Annotated in this window: 16 protein-coding genes; 6 read left to right on the top strand and 10 right to left on the bottom strand. The window is 71.2% G+C overall.

Annotated elements, in window-relative coordinates; genetic code table 11:
* Window positions 1–3: 3 nt before the first annotated feature.
* Window positions 4–894: a sigma-70 family RNA polymerase sigma factor gene (locus VNM44_RS06365; protein WP_325623849.1), complete on the bottom strand. Its 891-nt coding sequence runs from the start codon at window positions 892–894 to the stop codon at window positions 4–6.
* A 204-nt stretch (window positions 895–1,098) separates the two neighbouring features.
* Here VNM44_RS06365 and VNM44_RS06370 point away from each other — a divergent pair, with 204 nt between their 5' ends.
* A complete protein-coding gene (locus VNM44_RS06370; protein ID WP_325623851.1) occupies window positions 1,099–1,848 on the top strand; it encodes a hypothetical protein in 750 nt (249 codons plus the stop codon).
* A gap of 9 nt (window positions 1,849–1,857) precedes the next feature.
* Here VNM44_RS06370 and VNM44_RS06375 read toward each other — a convergent pair whose 3' ends face one another.
* Entirely contained in the window at window positions 1,858–2,547 is a 690-nt protein-coding gene (locus tag VNM44_RS06375) for a homing endonuclease associated repeat-containing protein (protein ID WP_325623853.1), read from the bottom strand.
* A gap of 72 nt (window positions 2,548–2,619) precedes the next feature.
* Between VNM44_RS06375 and VNM44_RS06380 the strand changes: the two genes are divergently transcribed.
* Together VNM44_RS06380 and VNM44_RS06385 are read left to right on the top strand one after the other, a co-directional pair.
* The gene (locus tag VNM44_RS06380) at window positions 2,620–3,993 is read left to right on the top strand and encodes a Mur ligase family protein (protein ID WP_325623855.1); all 1,374 of its coding nucleotides are present in this window, start codon (window positions 2,620–2,622) and stop codon (window positions 3,991–3,993) included.
* Window positions 3,990–4,745 (top strand): hypothetical protein, encoded by a 756-nt coding sequence (locus tag VNM44_RS06385; RefSeq protein ID WP_325623857.1) that lies wholly within the window; start codon window positions 3,990–3,992, stop codon window positions 4,743–4,745. Before VNM44_RS06380 ends, VNM44_RS06385 begins: the two co-directional genes overlap by 4 nt.
* A gap of 6 nt (window positions 4,746–4,751) precedes the next feature.
* Here the strand turns inward: VNM44_RS06385 and VNM44_RS06390 are convergent, their stop codons facing one another.
* The 3 genes from VNM44_RS06390 to hflX are packed head-to-tail and all read right to left on the bottom strand — an operon-like array spanning window position 4,752 to window position 7,020.
* Entirely contained in the window at window positions 4,752–5,216 is a 465-nt protein-coding gene (locus tag VNM44_RS06390; RefSeq protein ID WP_325623859.1) for an NUDIX hydrolase, read from the bottom strand.
* 5 nt (window positions 5,217–5,221) lie between these two features.
* Window positions 5,222–5,668: a dUTP diphosphatase gene (gene dut, locus VNM44_RS06395; protein ID WP_349258022.1), complete on the bottom strand. Its 447-nt coding sequence runs from the start codon at window positions 5,666–5,668 to the stop codon at window positions 5,222–5,224.
* Window positions 5,669–5,676: 8 nt separating this feature from the next.
* Window positions 5,677–7,020 (bottom strand): GTPase HflX, encoded by a 1,344-nt coding sequence (gene hflX, locus VNM44_RS06400; protein ID WP_325623863.1) that lies wholly within the window; start codon window positions 7,018–7,020, stop codon window positions 5,677–5,679.
* A gap of 211 nt (window positions 7,021–7,231) precedes the next feature.
* Between hflX and dapE the strand changes: the two genes are divergently transcribed.
* Genes dapE through VNM44_RS06415 form a run of 3 tightly spaced genes read left to right on the top strand, consistent with a single transcriptional unit; the run spans window position 7,232 to window position 10,263 of the window.
* Window positions 7,232–8,308: a succinyl-diaminopimelate desuccinylase gene (gene dapE / locus VNM44_RS06405; RefSeq protein ID WP_325623865.1), complete on the top strand. Its 1,077-nt coding sequence runs from the start codon at window positions 7,232–7,234 to the stop codon at window positions 8,306–8,308.
* A 9-nt stretch (window positions 8,309–8,317) separates the two neighbouring features.
* A complete protein-coding gene (locus VNM44_RS06410; protein ID WP_325623867.1) occupies window positions 8,318–9,466 on the top strand; it encodes a pyridoxal phosphate-dependent aminotransferase in 1,149 nt (382 codons plus the stop codon).
* On the top strand, window positions 9,466–10,263 hold the full coding sequence (locus VNM44_RS06415) for a 2,3,4,5-tetrahydropyridine-2,6-dicarboxylate N-succinyltransferase (protein WP_325623869.1): 798 nt from the start codon (window positions 9,466–9,468) through the stop codon (window positions 10,261–10,263). The genes VNM44_RS06410 and VNM44_RS06415 overlap by 1 nt, the downstream gene beginning before the upstream one ends.
* A 9-nt stretch (window positions 10,264–10,272) precedes the next feature.
* Here VNM44_RS06415 and dapF read toward each other — a convergent pair whose 3' ends face one another.
* The 5 genes from dapF to rny all read right to left on the bottom strand — a co-directional run.
* Window positions 10,273–11,043, bottom strand: coding sequence for a diaminopimelate epimerase (gene dapF / locus VNM44_RS06420; RefSeq protein WP_325623871.1), 771 nt, complete (start codon window positions 11,041–11,043; stop codon window positions 10,273–10,275).
* Window positions 11,044–11,054: 11 nt separating this feature from the next.
* Window positions 11,055–12,005 carry a tRNA (adenosine(37)-N6)-dimethylallyltransferase MiaA gene (gene miaA / locus VNM44_RS06425; protein WP_325623874.1) on the bottom strand — a complete coding sequence of 317 codons (951 nt, stop codon included), beginning with the start codon at window positions 12,003–12,005 and terminating at the stop codon, window positions 11,055–11,057.
* A 227-nt stretch (window positions 12,006–12,232) separates the two neighbouring features.
* Complete coding sequence (gene miaB, locus VNM44_RS06430) at window positions 12,233–13,555, bottom strand: tRNA (N6-isopentenyl adenosine(37)-C2)-methylthiotransferase MiaB (RefSeq protein WP_325623876.1); 1,323 nt, start codon at window positions 13,553–13,555, stop codon at window positions 12,233–12,235.
* 31 nt (window positions 13,556–13,586) lie between these two features.
* Window positions 13,587–14,351: an aminoglycoside phosphotransferase family protein gene (locus VNM44_RS06435; RefSeq protein WP_325623878.1), complete on the bottom strand. Its 765-nt coding sequence runs from the start codon at window positions 14,349–14,351 to the stop codon at window positions 13,587–13,589.
* A 12-nt stretch (window positions 14,352–14,363) separates the two neighbouring features.
* A partial coding sequence (gene rny, locus VNM44_RS06440) for a ribonuclease Y (RefSeq protein WP_325623880.1) occupies window positions 14,364–15,521 on the bottom strand: 1,158 nt, incomplete at its 5' end.

A 15,521-nucleotide genomic window follows, 5' to 3' on the forward strand; every position in this document is an offset into this window, starting at 1 on the left:
GGCTCAGGCGCGCAGGTAGAGCTCGAGCCCCGGCGCCGCGTGGCGCAGCTCGCGGAGGGCACGGGTCTCCAGCTGACGGACCCGTTCCCGCGTGATTCCCAGCTCGACGCCGACCTGCTCGAGCGTCCTCCCCCCCGACCCGTCCAGGCCGTAGCGGAGCACGAGCACGCGCTGGAGGCGCGGCTTGAGCTGTGACAGGGCCCGCGCCAGCTCGGTGGAGCGCAGCCGGAGCGCCGTCTCGGCCTCGGGGCCGGCCGCGTTCGGGTCCTCGATCAGGTCGCTCATCACGCTCTCGCCGTCGCCGACAGGGGTCTCGAGGCTCACGTGGTCCTGGACGAGGTCGAGCAGCTCCGAGACGCGGAGCGGCGTCAGCTCCGTCTCGGCCGCGATCTCGTCGAATGACGGGTCGCGGCTCAGCTGCTGGCCCAGCGCCCGCCGTGCCCGCTGCACCCGGCGAACCTGGTCTGCGATGTGGACCGGCAGCCGGATCGTGCGGCTCTGCTCGGCGAGGGCCCGCTGGACGGCCTGGCGGATCCACCACGTGGCGTACGTCGAGAGCTTGAAGCCCATCGTCCAGTCGAACTTGTCGACGGCTCGCATGAGCCCGAGGTTCCCCTCCTGGATGAGATCGAGCAGCGGGACGTCGGCGCGGGTGTAGTTGCGCGTGATCGACATCACGAGCCGGAGGTTCGACTCGACGAGCCTGCGACGCGCGACCTCGTCGCCATCGTCCTTGCGACGCGCGAGCTCGCGCTCTTCGGCCGGCGTGAGGAGCCGGCCGTCGCCGATCGCGCGGACGTAGAGCTTCAAGGGATCCTGGATCGGTTCCCCGGTCTCGACCTCGTCGTGCGTCTCGTGCGCAGGGTCGAACAGTGGTTCTGCCGCATGCTCCACGAGAGGGGTATCGGCGGCTCGCGTCCCCCGCTTGAGGCATTTCTCGGATCGCGTGTCGCGGCGATGCCAGGAGTCGAGTGGCGGAATCCGAACACGTTGCTCACGGCTCGCCGACTACGGTGGGCGAGGCCGTCCGGCGTCTACGGTAGGAGAGCGGTAGAAATGTGCGGCATCGCTGGCTACAGCTTCGGGCCCGCTTCGCGGATGAACCGAACGCTGGCCGCGCAGGCGCTTCTCGCCGGCATCGCCGAGCGTGGCGCCGACGCCGTCGGATATGCGCACCGCGATGCCGGGCAGCTCGAGGTGCACAAGCAGCAGACCGGGGCGAGCGCCCTCCTCGACGCGGTCCTGGTCCCCTCCACCACCCGGCAGGTCCTCGTCCATGTCCGCGACTACACGAAGGGACACCCGACGATCGCCGCGAACAACCACCCCGTCCGGCACGGGCGGGTGACGGGCGTGCACAACGGCATCATCGCCAACGACGAGGAGCTCTTCGCGCGTCACGGGATCGAACGCGACGAGCCCGACATGAGCGTGGATTCGGAGATCATCTTCGCGCTCGTCGAGTCACGCGGAACGTCGCCGGACGTGCTCGAGGAGCTCGTCGGAGCGATGGCCGCGGCCTGGATCGACGAGCGGCGACCCGACGTCCTGCACGTCGCGCGCGGCATCGGCCGCCCGCTCTGGATCGCGCGCGGCCGCCACGAGGTGCTGTTCGCCTCGACACGAGCTGCGCTCGAGGTCGCCGAACGGGCGCTCCGCACGACGTTCCGCAAGACAGAGGTCGAGGAGGGACGGCTGCTCGCGCTCGAGGACGGCACGCTCGTCGAGGAGCGCCGTTTCGCGCCCGACCGGAGCTACCGCGAGGAGTCCGAGCTCCCGGCGGTACGCGCGCCGCACGAGGGCCGGTTCTGTCTCGAGCGGCTCGCTGCGCTCACCACGCCCGCGTAGCCGGCTCGGTCAGAGCGCCAGCGCCCCGTCCTGCGCGACGCTCACTCCCTCCTCGTGCAGGCGCTCGCGGACGAGGTACTGGAACGCCGACCACGCTCCCGGCTGGACGTCGACCATGCGGTAGACCTGCCATTCGGAGAGAAGCTTCGGATCGCGGGAGCGGGCGTCCTTCCACTCCGCCATCTTCGGCAGATGCCCGAGCTCTCGTGCGAGCACGGCGCCGTCGGCGATCGCGCGCTCGAGACGCTCCTCGCCGATCGGGACGTCGAAGCCAGCCTCCTTGAGCGCCGCCGCCAGCGAGCCGAACGTGTGCCAGATCAACGACTTCGAGGCCATACGCCCGCGCCGCGCCTCGATATCGCGCACCGTCGGCGCGCGGCCGAGCTCGTCCCCCAGCTCGCGGAGCTGCGTGAGCAGCTCGTCACGGCTGATGAAGCGCCGCGGCTGGAGGCCGGCCGCCCGCTTCGCCGCGTTCCACGTTCCGAAGTGCTCGATCACCGTCTGTGGGTGCACCGTCGCATCCGGGTCCGCCGCGAACTCACGCATCGTCGGGGAGCGACCGAGCCGCTCCGCCGAGGCGCGCAGCTCGGTGAGGATCTCGTCGTCCGTATACCGACGTCGCAGCCCGGAGCGGAAGGCGGCGAGAGCCTCCACATCGATCCCTTCGAGTGCGGGATGGCGGCGACGAGGACGGGTCATGCAATCATGCTAGATCATCACGGACATTTTGCAAGGCGAGCAGAGCGGGAGGCTTCGACTACGCTCGCCCGGATGGGAGCAAGGCTCGCGCTCGAGACCTCCGCCGCCAGGCTCGTCGGGCGGCTGTCCCGCGCCGCAGGTCGCGGAGGCGGCACGACGCTTCCGGGCAAGCTCGTCTGGAAGCTCGACCCCGGGGCACTCGACGCGCTCGCCGGCGCTCTTCCCCACGGCGTGGCGCTGGTCTCGGCGACGAACGGCAAGACGACCACGACTGCAATGGCGAGCTCGATCCTCTCGCCTGTCCACCGCCTCGCATGGAACCGGTCCGGCGCGAACCTCGCCTCCGGAGTCGCTTCGACACTCCTGGCGGCCAGGGACGCCGAGCTCGGGCTCCTGGAGGTGGACGAGTTCGCGCTGCCCGAGGTGATGCGGCGCACGCGGCCCCGCGTCGTCTGCCTCGCGAACCTGTTCCGGGACCAGCTCGACCGCTACGGCGAGCTCGAGCACATCGCGGAGCGGTGGCGGGACGCCGTCGCGGCGGTCGGCGACGACACGACGATCGTCGCGAACGCCGACGACCCGCTCGTCGCGGCGCTGGCCGAGGGCCGTCGACGACTCCGCTTCGGCGTCGACGATCCGCGCCTCTCGCGGGCGACCCTGCAGCACGCCTCGGATTCGAAGTACTGCATCCGCTGCGGGCATCCGTATCGCTACGGGGCCGTCTACGTCGGCCATCTCGGCGACTACCGCTGCGACTCGTGCGGGCACGCTCGCCCCCCACTCGACGTCGCAGCGCGCGAGATCGTGCCCGACGGCCTGCAGGGTGTCTCCTTCGGGCTCGTGACACCGCGTGGCGAGGCTCGGATACGGCTCGCCGTGCCGGGGCTCTACAACGTCTACAACGCGCTCGCGGCGGCGTCGCTGGCGTTGTCGCTCGACGTCGAGCTCGACGCGGTGGTAGCCGGCCTCGAGCGCTTCCGGGCTGCGTTCGGGCGCTTCGAGCGGTTCACCGCCGGCGACCGCGGTGTCCTGCTGCTTCTGATCAAGAACCCGGCGGGAGCGAACGAGGTGCTTCGGACGCTCGAGGAGGGCGGTGTGCCCGAGACCCTCGTCGTCGCTCTCAACGACCGGATCGCGGACGGCCGTGACGTCTCGTGGATCTGGGACGTCGACTTCGAGCCGCTCCTCGAGCAAGCGGGCCGCATCGTCGTGAGCGGCGAGCGCGCGGCAGAGCTCGCCCTGCGGTTCACCTACGCAGGCTTTCCGCGCGAGCGTCTCGACGTCGTCCCCGACCTCGGGAAGGCGCTCGACCGGGGGCTCGCGCTGATTCCTCCCGGTGCCGAGCTCGTCCTGCTGCCGACGTACACGGCGATGCTGGAGCTCCGGCGGATCGCGACCGAGCGCGGCCTCACGCGGCCGTTCTGGGAGGGTGACGGCGCCCCATGATCATCCGCGTCGGGCATCTCTACCCGGAGTACCTGAACATCTACGCCGATCGCGGGAACATCGCGGTCTTCACCCGCCGCGCGGAGGCGCGCGGGCACGAGCTTCGCGTCGAGCCGGTCACGGTCGGCACGCCGCTCGAGGCCGGAGCGCACGACCTCCTGTACGTCGGGGGCGGCCAGGATCGCGAGCAGGGAATGATCGCGCCCGACCTCGAGGCGCGCGGGGACGCCATCCGCGAAGCCGTGGACGCCGGCGCTGCGGTGCTCGCCGTGTGCGGCGGCTACCAGCTGCTCGGGCGCGGTTACCGCGACCGGGACGGGTCCTGGCTCGCGGGTGCGGGATTGTTCCCACTCGAGACGGTCGCAGGCGAGACGCGCATGATCGGCGACGTCCTGCTCGAGAGTACGCTCGCGGAGGCCCCCGGACGGACGATCGCCGGGTTCGAGAACCACGCTGGCCGCACTATTCTCGACGACGACTCGCAGCCGCTCGGCCGGGTCGTCTCGGGCTACGGCAACGACGGCAGCTCCGGCTTCGAGGGGTGCCGCATCGCGCGCGCGGTCGGGACGTACCTGCACGGCCCCCTGTTGCCGCGGAACCCATGGCTCGCCGACCTTCTTCTCTCATGGGCGATCGGGCACGCGACCGGAGACGATCCCGAGGCCCTTCCTCCGCTCGACGACGAGCTCGAGCGGCAGGCGCACGAGGTCGCTGCGGGCCGGGCCCGTGTGCGCGGCGGGCGGCCGGCCTGACACGCGTCACTCAGCCCAGCGAGCTCCGAGATAGACGCACGGGTCACCCTGCTGCCAGCGGCTGAGGAAGCGGGCGATCGGGGGATGCAGCGCGATTCCGTCCAGCTCGTCCGGCCGGAACAGGGCATGGCCGCGGACCGCCTCGTCGCTCGAGACGGCGGCTTCGAGCGACCCGTCGAGCTCGCCGGCGAAGACGACATGGACGACGTGCTTCGACCAGAGACTCCGCTCGGGCGAGATCGACTCGACGATCGCGATCGGGCCCTCGACCGGAAGCTCGTCCCGATCCCCGACGAGCCCTGTCTCCTCCGCGAGCTCTCGCTGGAGGGCGTCGACGAGCGTCTCGCCGCTGCGAACGCCGCCTCCCGGCAGCAGCCAGTGCTCCCGTCCCCGCTTTTCGTGGCGGATGAGGAGGATCGAGCCGCGCCAGTGCAGGAGCGCCGAGACGCGGATGCGAGGCTCGGGGCGCACGGACGCTACGTTCCCGAGGAGCCGAGCCCGCCGGCGCCCCGCTCGCTGTCCGGGAGCTCCTCGACCTCGACGAGCTCGAGCCGAGGAAGCTCGACGATCACGAGCTGTGCGATCCGCATGCCCGGCTCGACCACGAACGCGGTGTCGAGGTCGGTGTTGTGGAGGATCACCTTGACCTCCCCGCGATAGCCGGCGTCGATCAGACCGGGGGCATTGACGGCTCCCAGCCCATGACGCGCGGCAAGGCCCGAGCGCGGCACGACGAACGCCGCATGACCGGCCGGAAGCGCGACGGCGATGCCGGTTCCGACGACCGCGCGCTCTCCGGGGCGAAGCTCGGCCCGGTCGCATGCAGCGAGATCGAAGCCGGCGTCCCCGGGGTAGGCCTGGACGGGCAGGACCGCGTCGGGCCTCAGGCGCGTCACCGCGACCTCCCCGGTCGAGACGGTCACCGGTCGCACTACGCGCTCTCCGCCTCCGACTCGTCGCCGAGGCCGGACCCCGCGACGAGGAACGGCGCGAAGCGGCGCACCTCACGGTGCGGGAGCCGTGCACGGACGACGACGCCCGCCTCGGTGTCCTTCCGCTCCTCGATCGGCGCGCCGAGCGCATAGAGGTCGGACAGCACGCGGCCCTCGTCGTACGGCACGAGCAGGCGCACCTCGTCGAACCGGTCGGCGAACCGAGCGGCGATCCTCGCCTTCAGCTCCTCGAGGCCCCCACCCGTGACCGCGGAGACGAGGATCGAGTCGGGGAAGCGGTTGGCGATGCGGCGCCGGCCGAGTCGCTCGACCAGGTCGACCTTGTTGACGACGAGCTCGACGGGGATCTCCCCCGCTCCGATCTCCGCGAGCACCGTCTCGACGGCTTCGATCTGCTCGGCGAGCACGTCCTCCGGCAGCGAGCCGTCCACGACGTGCAACACCAGGTCTGCGACCAGTGTCTCCTCGAGCGTCGAGGCGAAGCCCTCCACGAGCTGCGTCGGCAGCCGGCGGATGAAGCCGACGGTGTCGGTGACGAGGTACCGCTTGCCGTCGTGCTCGAATGTTCGCGTCGTCGGGTCGAGCGTCTCGAACAGGCGATCCTCGACGGGGACCTCGGCCCCCGTGAGGGCGTTCAGGAGCGTCGACTTGCCGACGTTCGTGTAGCCCGCGAGCGCCACCGTGGGCGTCTCAGACCGCATGCGTGCCTTGCGCCGAGTCGCGCGGTGCGCGCCGACCTCGCGCAGTCGACGCTTGAGCAGCGTGATGCGCCGGTTGGCCATCCGCCGGTCGCTCTCGAGCTGCGACTCGCCGGGGCCGCGCGTGCCGACGCCGCCTCCGAGGCTGGCGGTGCCGCCACCACCTGCCTGGCGCTCGAGGTGCTTCCACATGCCTCGCATGCGCGGCAGGTTGTACTCGAGCTGCGCGAGCTCGACCTGAAGCTTTCCCTCGGCCGAGACGGCGTGCTGGGCGAAGATGTCCAGGATCAGCTGCGTGCGGTCGACCACGCGGGCCGAGAGCGCGTCCTCGAGCGCACGCTGCTGCACCGGCTGGAGCTCGTCGTCGACGACGAGCACCTCGGCCCGATGGTCGCCGTACGCTCTCTTCAGCTCCTCGAGCTTCCCCTTGCCGACATAGCGGCGCGGATCGGCATGTGCGCGGCGCTGGACGACCTCCCCGACCGGAGCCACGCCCGCCGTGCGCGCGAGCTCGCGGAGCTCGGCCAGCTCCTCGTCGGCGTCGACACCCTGCGGCAGCACGGCGAGGAGCAGTCCACGCTCGGGCTCCGAACCGTCCCGGAGCTCGGGTTCGCCGTCCGTCATCAGCCGAAGTATGCCCCGGCGGGGAGCGGTAGATGATTGATCCCGAGTCGGCGCGCCCCGGGATGGGCCCTGCGTCAAGCAGCCTGGCCGGCTCGCTCGGCGCGCAGGCTGGATCGCCTGGATGCCGAGCGACACCGCCGCGATGCGCCGTACCGCAGGCCCCCATCCGAGGGTGCGATCGATTCGGAATCAATCATCTACGCTCGGCGCCGTGAGCGCCCTTGCAGACAGCCTCGCCGGGCGGACGCTCGAGCTCGTCGACATCCCGTCCGAAAGCCTCCACGAGGAGGCGATTCGCGAGCGGCTGCGCACGCTCGTGCCGGCCCCGTTCGAGGAGGTCTACGGCAGCGACGAGGCGTTCCTGTGGGCCCGCGAACGGCGCGACGGGCTTCCGCTTCTCGTCCTCGCCGGGCACTACGACACCGTTCCGTCACAGGGCAACATCCCGGGTCGCATCGAGGCCGGTGCCGTCCACGGCTGCGGGGCGAGCGACATGAAGGGAGGCGTCGCCGTCGCGCTCGAGCTAATCCGGGAGCTCGCCGTCGGCGAGCCCGGACCGATGGACGTCGCCCTCCTCCTTTTCGGACGCGAGGAGCTCCCACCGCAGCACAACCCGCTCCCCGCGTTGTTCGACCGGTGTCCCCTCGTCCGAGAGGCCGATCTCGCGGTGTTGCTCGAGCCGACCGACCTGACGATTCAGGCGGGTTGCGTAGGCAATCTCTCCGCCCGTGTCACGTTCAGCGGCGTCAGCGGCCATTCGGCGCGCCCCTGGCTCGCGGACAACGCCGTCCACCGTGCGATCGAGGGTCTTGCACGGGTCGCGACGCACGAGCGTCGCGAGGCGGTGATCGACGGCCTGCCGTTCTACGAGGTCGTCTCGGTCACGCGGCTCGAGGGGGGCGTCGCCGACAACGTCGTGCCCGATCGGGCCGTCGCGACGGTCAACCTCCGCTATCCGCCGGATCGCGCGCCGGAGGACGCCGAGGAGCTTCTCCGGTCGCTCGTGCCGACGGACGCGGAGGTCGACGTCGTGGGCAACTCGCTGCCGGGCGCGGTCGCGATCGACGCGCCGCTCGTGCAGGCGCTTCGCGCAGCCGCGAACGCGGCCATCGAGCCGAAGCAGGCCTGGACGAACGTCGCCGACTTCACCTCCCGCGGCATCCCGGCCGTCAACTTCGGGCCCGGCGGGACGCGGTACGCGCACGCGAAGGACGAGCTGGTCGAGGTCGAGGCGCTCGAGCGCGCCTACCTCGCGCTCCGGCGCGTCGCGCTCGGCGACCTCGTCTAGCCTCCGGGGGTGCCACTCTCCCCCGTTCTCCGCGAGACGGCGACGTACCCCTTCGTCCGCCTGAACGATGCGGCGGCCGAGCGTCGCGCCCGCGGCCTCGAGGTGATCGATCTCGGCATGGGCGATCCGCGGGAGCCGACGGACCCGGCGATTCTGCAGGCGCTTCGCGACGGCGTCCGCGAGCGGATGGGCTATCCCGCCGCCGTCGGCCTCCCAGAGCTCCGCGAGGCGGTCGCCGGCTGGGTCGGTCGCCGCTTCGGCGTCACCTTGGATCCGGACACGCAGGTGATTCCGACGCTCGGGTCGAAGGAGGCGATCTACTCGTTCGCGCAGGTCGTGCTCGACGCTCCGGCTGGGCGCGACACCGTCGTCGTGACGGAGCCCGGGTACCCGGTGCCCGGCCGGGGCGCCGCGTTCGCGGGTGCGCACGTGTTCGAGCTGCCGCTGCGGGAGCAGAACGGATTCCTGCCCGACGTCGAGGCCGTCCCGGACGAGGTCTGGAAGCGCACGGCCGTGGCGTGGCTGAACTCCCCGAACAACCCAACGGGCGCGGTCGCGCCGCGGTCGTTCCTCGAGCGGCTCGCAGAGCTCGCGCGTGCGCACGGGTTCGTCCTCGCCTCCGACGAGGCGTACAGCGAGCTGTGGTTCGACGAGCCTCCGCCCTCCGCCCTCGAGCTCGCCGACCTGACGGGCGTCGTGGCGTTCAACACCCTCTCGAAGCGGTCGTCGATGACGGGGTTCCGCAGCGGCTTCGTCGCCGGCGACCCGGAGTTGATCGCCGCTCTCAAGCGCTTCCGGCCGAACGTCGGCACGGCTCCGCAGGAGTTCGTCCAGCGGGCCTCGGTCGTCGCCTGGCGCGACGAGGAGCACGTCGCCCGTGCGCGGGGGGCGTACGGGCGGAAGCGGTCGCTCCTGCTCGACGTCCTCCGCCGCAAGGGCCTGCGCGATGCTGGCGGCGCGGCGACGATGTACCTCTGGATCGCCGTCCCCGCCGGCGAAACGTCCGAGGAGCACGCTGCAAGGCTGCTGGACCACGGCGTCCTCGTCACGCCCGGCTCGTACCTCGGCCCCACCGGCGAGGGGTATGTCCGCTACGCGCTCGTGCCGACGGAGGACCAGTGCGCCCGGGCGGCCGCGATCCTGGAGGATGTCCTCTGATGGTGCTCCGGGAGTCGATCGAGGCGATCTGGGAGAGCGGCGAGCTCGACGCCGGGCCGATCGAGGAGGCGATCGAGCTCCTCGACCGCGGCCGGCTGCGCGTCGCCGAGCCCGGTCCCGACGGCTGGGTGGTGAACGAGTGGGTGAAGAAGGCGATCCTTCTCTACTTCCGCATCCGCAAGGTCGAGCCGCTCGACGCCGGCGGCCTCCACTACCTCGACAAGATCCCGGTCAAGCAAGTCGACCCGTCGCTTGGCGTGCGGGTCGTTCCGCCGGGCGTCGCCCGTCGCGGGTCGTTCCTCTCGGAGGGCGTGATCCTGATGCCGGGCTACGTCAACATCGGCGCCTGGGTGGGGCCGCGGACGATGGTCGACACGTGGGCGACGGTCGGCTCCTGCGCCCAGATCGGCGCCGACGTCCACCTCGCGGGAGGTGTGGGGATCGGCGGCGTGCTCGAGCCGCCGCAGGCGGCCCCCGTGATCGTCGAGGACGGCGCGTTCCTCGGCTCGCGCTGCATCGTCACGGAAGGTGTGCGGGTCGGCGAGGGCGCGGTGCTGTCGGCGAACGTCTCGCTGACGGCCTCCGTGCCGGTCATCGACGTGACCGGGCCGGAGCCCGTCGAGTATCGCGGCGAGGTTCCGCCCAGGGCGGTGGTGGTGCCCGGGACGCGTCCGCGGAGCTTCCCCGCGGGGACGTACCAGCTCGCGTGCGCGCTGATCGTCGGCTGGCGCGAGGAGTCGCACGACCTGCGCCTGAGCCTCAACGACGTCCTGCGCGAGTTCGAGCTCGCGGTCTAGCCGCTCCGGTCAGAGCTCCGTCGTCCCGACGCAGATCAGCTCCACCGGTCCCTCGAGCACGGCCTGCCCGTTCTCGATCGCGACTCGGAGCTCACCGCCGGGCATCGTCACGCGCACGGGACTTTCACACCAGCCTCGTGACGTCGCCGCAGCCGCGACCGCGACGGCGGACGAGCCGGATGCCGCCGTCTCCCCCGCCCCGCGCTCCCAGACGAGGATGGAGACGGAACCTTGGGGCCCCGGCCGCGCGAGCTGCACGTTCGTCCGGCCGGGGAACCGCGGATGCGTCTCGATCGCGGGCCCGAGCCGGAGGAGCTCGTCGCGCGAGAGCTCGTCGCGGAGAACGACCGCGTGAGGGTTGCCGACGTCCACCGGGACGACCGATATCCGCTCGCCCGCGACGTCGAGCAGCTCGACGGCTCCGACTGCCACCGCTCCGAGGTCCTGGCGCACCACGCCTTCGAGAGGCGTTCGCACGGCGCGGACGACCCTTGCCTCCGTCTCGATCTCGACGGTGTCCGCAGCGGACTCGCGCAGGAGCCACGCCGCAGCGATGCGCGTCCCGTTCCCGGAGAGCTCGGCCGTCGACCCGTCCGGGTTCCAGATCCGAACCCTCGCCCTTGTGCCGACACGGTCGAGAACCTCGAGGAGGCCGTCGCTGCCGATCCCGGTGTCGACGTCGCAGAGCCGGCGGACGCGCTCCTGCGTCATGGCGCCAGCATCCTTCAGCTCGGCCAGGAGGTAGGCGTTGCCCAGCGCATGCCACTTCTCGAAGCGCATCCGTCGTGAGGCTACATCCGCGCTTCGGCTGCGATCTCCGCGGCGAGCTCCTCGGCCGGTCTCGTTCCGTCCATCGGCACGAGGCCCGGAATCCGTCGCATCCACTTGCGCTGGTATGCCGCGTAGCGGCGCGTGCGGACGATGATCCGCTCGCGTGCCTCGTCCGGATCGAGCCGGGCGATCTCGGACAGGCCGAGCGTCTTCTCCGCAGTGCGCGACACGGGCCGGGCAAGCGCCTCGCGGACCTCGTCCACGACCCCGCGGGCGAACATCTCCTCGGTTCGGCGCCGGATCCGCTCCTCGAGCAGGGGCTGTGGCACGTCGAGCCCGTAGACTCGCGTGGGCCGGCGCATCGTTCCGCTCCAGAGCCGGTTCTGACCCGCGACGAGCGACCGGCCCGACTCGGCGAGCTCGAGCGCGCGGACGAGCCGCTTGGTGTCGTGCGGGTGAATCGCCGCGCCCGCGACGGGATCGAGCTCCGAAAGGCGCCTGTGTGCCCGCGTCCGATCCAGCTCGACCTCGTGCCTGATTCGCTCCCGCTCCTCGTCTTCGGCGGGCGGCGGCACGCCGAGATCGGCCAGCGCGGCGCGGAGGTACAGCCCCGTGCCGCCTGCGACGACGACGGCGCCTCGGCGCTCGACCAGCCCGTCGATCTCGGCGTGCGCGAGCTCAGCGAACGCTCCGACGCTCATCGTCTCGTCGAGCGACCGGATGGCGACCAGGTGCGTCGGCGCCGCCGGCTGGTTCGTCAGGATCGGCAGGCCCCGGTAGACCTGCATCGCGTCCGCGGAGACCACCTCCGTTCCGAGCCGTCGTGCGACGGCCTCGGCAACGGCGCTCTTCCCGGAGGCGGTGGGCCCGAAGACCGCAACGACCTCCACACCTTCTTTCCCCGTCTCGAGTTCGACCGCGGCGTCCTGCGTGGTCTCGAGGTCGCGCGCGGCGTCTTCGGACCTGCCCACGCCCTACAGGCCGGGTCTCGACACCGCTGTCGACAACTCCCTGCGCGATCTGCGCTCCGGAAACGTGTCCTCCGGAGCCATGTCCCGCGCGGACAACGTCTGGGCCACCGACCTCCTCCCCACGAGTCGAGCCTACTCGCGAAATCCCAGCGAATGGGACACGAGATTGCACCGTATCCGTGCCGATCGCTCCACAGCGTGACGCGAGATTGGGCGCCGGACGAGGGTCAGGCTGGAACGAGCGTCGTCTCGCGGCCCTTGAGCGTGGTCGAGGTGGCGCCTTCGATCGTCACGGGCACCATGTCGCCCGGCGCGGCGGTTCCGGTGAAGTTGACCGTCGTGTTGCGCCGCGTGCGGCCCCGCAGCAGCGCCGGATCGGTCCGGCTCGGCCCCTCGACCAGCACCTCCTCGACGAGGCCGACGCGCCCCTCGTTCCGAACGGCCGCGCCGCGCTGGACGACCTCGACGAGGCGCTCCATCCGCTCGCGTTTCAGCTCCTCCGGCACCTGGTCCGGCATCTCCGCCGCCTCCGTTCCGACGCGGGGCGAGTACACGAAGGTGAACGCGCTGTCGAACCCGACCGCCTCGACCACCTCGAGCGTCTCGCAGAAGTCCACCTCTGTCTCGCCGGGAAAGCCGACGATCACGTCGGTGCCGAGAGCGAGGTCGGGAATTGCGGCACGCAGCCTCTCCACGAGCGAGAGATAGCGCTCGCGTGAGTACGTCCGCCGCATGGCCTTGAGGATCCGCGACGAGCCCGACTGAAGCGGCAGATGCACGTGCTCGCACACCGATTCGCACTCGGCGATCGCTGCGACGACGGGCTCGCGGAAGTCTTTCGGATGGGGGCTCGTGAAGCGGATGCGCTCGATCCCCTCGACGACATCACACGCTCGCAGCAGCTCGCCGAACTCCGTCACGAGGCCCGGCGCGAGATCGCGGCCCCACGAGTTGACGTTCTGGCCAAGAAGGGTGATCTCCTTGACGCCGTCGACGGCGAGACGCTCGACCTCCGCGACGATCTCCCCGGGCCGCCTGCTCTGCTCGCGCCCGCGAACCGCCGGGACGATGCAGTACGCGCACTTCGAGTTGCACCCCATCGAGACCTGCACCCAGGCGCTGAAACGGCGCTCACGATGCATCGGCAGCGTCGCGGCGAACGTCTCGTGGGAGCCGAAGCGCCCCCGCGGGACGGCGTACCCGCCGGCCCTGATCCAGTCGCCCAGATGCGGGATCGAGCCCGGACCGAACGCGACATCGACGAACGGGTAGCGCTCGAAGATGCGCTCCCGCTGGGCTTCCGCGTAGCACCCGCCGACCGCGACGACCATGTCGGGCCGCCGGCGCTTCCTGGCGGCGGCGTCCCCGAGGTAGGCCGCGAGCTTCGTGTCCGGCTTCTCGCGGATCGTGCACGTGTTGAAGACGACGATGTCCGCGTCCTCTGGCGCCGCCGCCTCGCCGAGGCCGAGCGATTCGAGCATGCCCTTGATGCGCTCCGAGTCGTGAGCGTTCATCTGGCAGCCGAACGTGGTGACGTGGTAACGGCGCACGGCGAGTCGATGGTAGCGGCGTCTCCGCCGCTCACACGAGGGCGCGGATGACCGCGAGCGCGCACGCGTCGGTCTGGAGGTAGGCGCCCCGGATCACCGCCCATGCCCGCATGCGACCCTCGTCGAGGCCGGCTGCGGCGAATGCCGCGAGGCGCCGCTCGGTGACATCGAGACGCATGCGGGAGGACAGTGGGTTCCAGAGGAACGGCGCTACGTCGAACTCCGGCTCCCCGAGCATGGGCTTCGGGTCGATCGCGACGTAGCCGGAGCCGGCGGCGAGGAGGTTGTGGTGGTGGAAGTCGCCGTGTACGAGCACGGCACGTCCGACGTCGAGCTCCGCGGAGAGGCGGCGCGCGAGCGGCACGAGCGCGCGACCCGGTTCGCTCTCCGCGTTGTCGAGCCACCGTGGCACGTGGTCCCCGATCCAGCGAAAAGACGCGCCGGCCGGACGCCAGAGACGAGGGCCGATCTCGACGGCACGTGCCGTGGCCTCGTCCTCGGGAAGCGTCGAGAGGTCGGACCCCGGTCGCACGCGCTCGAGGAGGATGGCTCTGCGCGCGTCGTCGCGACGCAGGAGGCGGACGGCGCCGTCCCCGTCCCAGAGCGCGAGTGCGTCGGCCTCCTCCTCCGACTCGTCGTCCTCGGCCGGACGGAGCTTGAGCACCGCATCCGCGCCGGCCGGAACCACGTACGAGTAGCGGGTCGCGGAGAACGGCATGCCGAGCTCGAGCCCCCACTCGCCGGCGAGCGTCTTGGCGACGGCAGCCAGCGGCGCCAGATCGGGCAGCTGCTCCACGGCGGCATACCGCTACTTGGCGATCTCGACCGCGCGTGACTCCCGGATCACGATCACCTTGACCTGGCCGGGGTACTCGAGCTGGTCTTCGATCTGCCGGGCGATCTCGTAGGAGAGGAGCGCCGTGCCGTCGTCGTCGACCTCCGCCGGCTCGACGATCACGCGGATTTCGCGGCCCGCCTGGAGCGCATATGCCTTCGCGACACCCGACTTCGACATCGCGATCTCCTCGAGCGCGGAGAGACGCTTGATGTAGTGCTCGAGGCTCTCGCCCCGGGCGCCCGGCCGCGACGCGGAGATGGCGTCAGCGGCGATGAGCAGCACCGCCTCGACCGTCTGCGGCTGCACCTCGTAGTGGTGCGCCTCGATTGCGTGCACGACGCCCTCGGACTCCCCGAAGCGGCGGGCGAGCTGCGCCGAGACGAGCGCGTGAGAGCCTTCGACCTCGTGCGTCATCGCCTTGCCGAGGTCGTGCAGCAACGCCGCGCGCTTGGCGGTCTTCACGCCGGCGCCCAGCTCCGCGGCCATGATCCCCGCGAGGTGGACGACCTCGAGCGTGTGCTTCAGGACGTTCTGTCCGTAGCTCGTGCGGAACCGAAGCCGACCGAGGATCGCCACGAGCTCCTCGTTCAGCTCGCCGCAGTTCGCCTCGAACACAGCCTGCGCGCCCGCCTGTTGGATCTGCTCCTCGAGCTCGGCCTTCGAGAGGTAATACATCTCCTCGATCCGCGCCGGGTGGATGCGCCCGTCCTCAATCAGCTTCACGAGCGTCAGCTTCGCGGTTTCGCGACGGATCCCGTCGAAGGACGAGAGGACGACCGCCTGTGGCGTGTCGTCGATGATGAAGTCGACGCCCGTCAGGTGCTCGAGCGCGCGGATGTTCCGGCCCTCGCGGCCGATGATGCGCCCTTTCATGTCGTCGGACGGAAGCTCCACGAGGGTGACTGTCGTCTCCGCGGCGTGGGAGGCGGCCACGCGCTGGAGCGCGTCGGCGACGAGGTTCCGGGCGCGCCGCTTGGCCTCGGCCCGCGCCTCCTCCTCCATGGTGCGCACGCGCCGGGCGAGCTCGTGCCGCACCGAGTCCTCCGTCCGCTCGAGGAGGTGCTGCTTGGCCTCGCCGGCGGTCATCCCCGAGATGCGCTCGAGCTCGGAGACCTCGCGCGACCGGGC

Origin of the sequence: Gaiella sp. (genome assembly GCF_035558935.1) — a bacterium.
In the GTDB taxonomy this organism is placed as follows: domain Bacteria; phylum Actinomycetota; class Thermoleophilia; order Gaiellales; family Gaiellaceae; genus Gaiella.

Coding starts and splice junctions, on each gene's coding strand:
- hflX (WP_325623863.1), bottom strand. CDS start 7,020: ATGACGGACGGCGAACCCGAGCTCCGGGACGGTTCGGAGCCCGAGCGT.
- VNM44_RS06370 (WP_325623851.1), top strand. CDS start 1,099: ATGAACCGAACGCTGGCCGCGCAGGCGCTTCTCGCCGGCATCGCCGAG.
- VNM44_RS06415 (WP_325623869.1), top strand. CDS start 9,466: ATGGTGCTCCGGGAGTCGATCGAGGCGATCTGGGAGAGCGGCGAGCTC.
- VNM44_RS06380 (WP_325623855.1), top strand. CDS start 2,620: ATGGGAGCAAGGCTCGCGCTCGAGACCTCCGCCGCCAGGCTCGTCGGG.
- VNM44_RS06385 (WP_325623857.1), top strand. CDS start 3,990: ATGATCATCCGCGTCGGGCATCTCTACCCGGAGTACCTGAACATCTAC.
- VNM44_RS06375 (WP_325623853.1), bottom strand. CDS start 2,547: ATGACCCGTCCTCGTCGCCGCCATCCCGCACTCGAAGGGATCGATGTG.
- dapF (WP_325623871.1), bottom strand. CDS start 11,043: ATGCGCTTCGAGAAGTGGCATGCGCTGGGCAACGCCTACCTCCTGGCC.